Origin of the sequence: Amnimonas aquatica (assembly GCF_002943415.1) — a bacterium.
In the GTDB taxonomy this organism is placed as follows: Bacteria; Pseudomonadota; Gammaproteobacteria; order Pseudomonadales; family Moraxellaceae; genus Perlucidibaca; species Perlucidibaca aquatica_A.
In genome coordinates this window covers 1-2,962 of sequence record NZ_PTQZ01000220.1, presented here as the reverse complement: position 1 = coordinate 2,962, position 2,962 = coordinate 1, and the positions used below count along the sequence as shown (strand labels likewise).

At 68.5% G+C, this 2,962-nt stretch carries 4 protein-coding genes; 3 read left to right on the top strand and 1 reads right to left on the bottom strand.

The window, feature by feature from the left end:
• A partial coding sequence (locus C5O18_RS08165) for an NRDE family protein (protein ID WP_146089295.1) occupies nucleotides 1–303 on the bottom strand: 303 nt, incomplete at its 3' end.
• Between the two features lie 158 nt (nucleotides 304–461).
• On the opposite strand from C5O18_RS08165, the gene lgt reads away from it, so the two are divergent.
• From lgt to C5O18_RS08150, 3 genes are read left to right on the top strand one after another with little or no spacing between them, the layout of a single operon-like run.
• Nucleotides 462–1,274: a prolipoprotein diacylglyceryl transferase gene (gene lgt, locus C5O18_RS08160; RefSeq protein ID WP_105193041.1), complete on the top strand. Its 813-nt coding sequence runs from the start codon at nucleotides 462–464 to the stop codon at nucleotides 1,272–1,274.
• Nucleotides 1,275–1,277: 3 nt separating this feature from the next.
• Complete coding sequence (locus tag C5O18_RS08155; protein WP_105193039.1) at nucleotides 1,278–2,093, top strand: thymidylate synthase; 816 nt, start codon at nucleotides 1,278–1,280, stop codon at nucleotides 2,091–2,093.
• Between the two features lie 31 nt (nucleotides 2,094–2,124).
• A complete protein-coding gene (locus C5O18_RS08150) occupies nucleotides 2,125–2,715 on the top strand; it encodes a dihydrofolate reductase (RefSeq protein WP_206389804.1) in 591 nt (196 codons plus the stop codon).
• Nucleotides 2,716–2,962: the final 247 nt, after the last annotated feature.

Sequence of the window (2,962 nt, the reverse complement as noted above, 5' to 3'; positions counted from 1 at the left end):
CCGGCGGACGCAGGTCTCGGGGCTTTCATCGCCGCGCAGGAACTCCGACACCAGCTCGCCGCGCGAACGCCGACCACCGCCCAGCCCGGGGTCGCGGTAGTTGGTGAGCGCCGCGAAACGGCCGCGCCGGGTCACGCCCATCCAGCTGCCGCCCGCCGCCAGGTCACGTCCCGCCAGCACCTGCGGGGCATCGGGCCAGAACGCGGTGGCCGAGGCCGGCCGCGCCAGGAACTCGTCCCGGTTGGCCCAGACCTGCAGCGGCACGGCGGCACCGGGCTGCCAGCGGAAGACGATCAGGCACATGCGGACTCTCCTTGGGACGACCGCCCCTTATTACGCGTTCATCACGCCCGTGTCACGCGCGGGCGCCATGTTCGTCCGGTGGAGCGACGCATTGCCGGCTCATGGCATCCGCCCGCATTTGCCTTATGATGCGGCAGTTCCCCCTGACGGATCGAGACATGCTGACCTACCCGCACATCGACCCCATAGCGCTCAGCCTGGGCCCGCTGAAGATCCACTGGTACGGCCTGATGTACCTGTTCGGCTTCGCCACCGCCTACGGCCTGGCGCTGTGGCGCGCCAAGCGCATCGGCTGGACCCAGGACCAGGTCGCCGACCTGGTGTTCTACGGCGCCATGGGCGTGATCCTCGGCGGCCGCCTCGGCTATGTCTTCTTCTACGGTTTCGACCGCTTCCTCAACGATCCGCTCTGGCTGTTCCGCGTCTGGGAAGGCGGCATGAGCTTCCACGGCGGCTTCCTCGGCGTGCTGGTGGCGGCGCTGCTGTTCGCGCGCCGCTACCAGACGCCGTGGCTGCAGATCACCGACCTGCTGGCCGTGATCGTACCGCCCGGGCTGTTCTTCGGCCGCATCGGCAACTTCATCGGCGGCGAGCTCTGGGGCCGTCCGGTCAGCGACCCGGACTTCGCCCTCGGCATGGTGTTCCCGCACGTGGACCTGCTGGCGCGCCACCCGTCGCAGCTCTACGAGGCGGTGCTGGAAGGGCTGGTGCTGTTCATCGTGCTGTTCGTCTACACGCTGAAAGACCGGCCGCGCATGGCGCCGTCAGCCATCTTCCTGATCGGCTACGGCCTGGCGCGCTTCACCGTCGAGTTCTTCCGCGAGCCTGACGCCGACCAGGGCTTCGTGGCCTTCGACTGGATGACCAAGGGCCAGATGCTGACCGCGCCCATGATCATCTTCGGCGTCATCCTGCTGATCGTGGCCTACCGGCGCCACCAGGCACCGGCCGCCACGCAGGGGGGGCGCTGAACCATGCGCCAGTACCTCGACCTGCTCGCCCGCGCCCGCCACGAAGGCCAGTTCAAGAGCGACCGCACCGGCACCGGCACCTACTCGGTGTTCGGCCACCAGATGCGCTTCGACCTGGCCGATGGCTTCCCGGTGCTGACCACCAAGAAGCTGCACCTGAAGTCGATCATCCACGAACTGCTGTGGTTCCTGCAGGGTGACACCAACATCCGCTACCTGAAGGAACACGGCGTGCGCATCTGGGACGAGTGGGCCGACGAGAACGGCGACCTCGGGCCGGTCTACGGCTACCAGTGGCGCTCCTGGCCGTCCCCGGACGGACGCCACATCGACCAGATCAGCAAGGTGCTGGAGATGATCCGGCGCACGCCGGACTCGCGCCGGCTCATCGTCAGCGCCTGGAACCCGGCGCTGGTCGACGACATGGCGCTGCCGCCCTGCCACGCCCTGTTCCAGTTCTACGTGGCACCGCCGGCGGAGGCGGGCGGGCGCGGCCGCCTGAGCTGCCAGCTCTACCAGCGCAGCGCCGACATCTTTCTCGGCGTGCCGTTCAACATCGCGTCTTATGCTCTGCTGACGCTGATGGTGGCGCAGGTCTGCGACCTGGAGCCAGGCGATTTCGTGTGGACCGGCGGCGACTGCCACCTCTACAGCAATCACCTGGAGCAGGCCGATCTGCAACTGGCGCGCGCGCCGCTGCCGCTGCCGGTCATGCAGCTGAACCCGGCAGTCAAAGACCTGTTCGCCTTCCGCTACGAGGACTTCACGCTCGAGGGCTACGAAGCCCACGCCCACATCGCCGGCAAGGTCGCGGTATGACGACCGGCCGCGCAATCCGGAGAACCCCCGCATGAGCAACGCCGACGGCGCACCCCCGGAAGCCCTGACCGGCACCGACGCCGAAGACTACGCCGCGCTGCCCGATGACACCGTGCGTCTGGCGCTGATCGTGGCCATGGACCGCAACCGCTGCATCGGCATCGGCAACGCGCTGCCCTGGCGCCTGCCGGGCGACCTGCAGTACTTCAAGCGCATGACCAGCGGCAAGGCCATCATCATGGGCCGCACCACCTACGACTCCCTGGGTCGGCCGCTGCCCAACCGCACCAATGTCGTGATCACCCGCAACCCGGACTGGGAAGGCCCGATCGGCACCCGCGTGGTGCATTCGCTGGAGGCCGCGGTGGCGCTGGCCGAGGCAGTGGCGGTGGTGAACGCGCAGGACGAGGCGCTGGTGATCGGTGGCGCCGAGGTCTACGCCCAGGTGCTGCCGCTGGTGTCGCGTATGTACATCACCGAGGTCGAGACCAGCGTGGATGGCGACGCCTTCTTCCCGGCCTTCGACCCGGCCGGCTGGCAGGAGGTCTCGCGCGAGCGCCACCACGACGAGGCCAGCGACCTGCATTACAGCTTCGTGGTCTACGACCGGCCGGCCGGCTGACGCGACAGCTGACCACCCCCCTGTTCGCGGGGAAGCCCTACATTTGAGGGGTTGCTCCCCTCCGCCCACCGCCAGACCCTGAGTCCCGGAGACGACATCCGGCGACCACAGGCTATCGGAGGGCATCATGAAGCCATCATTCACGACACGACAATCACTGCTGCCAGTCATGCTGGGCAGCTTGCTGCTGGCAGCCTGCGGAGGAGGAGGCGGCGGCAGCGGCGGTGGCGGGTCCGCCACGTCCGGC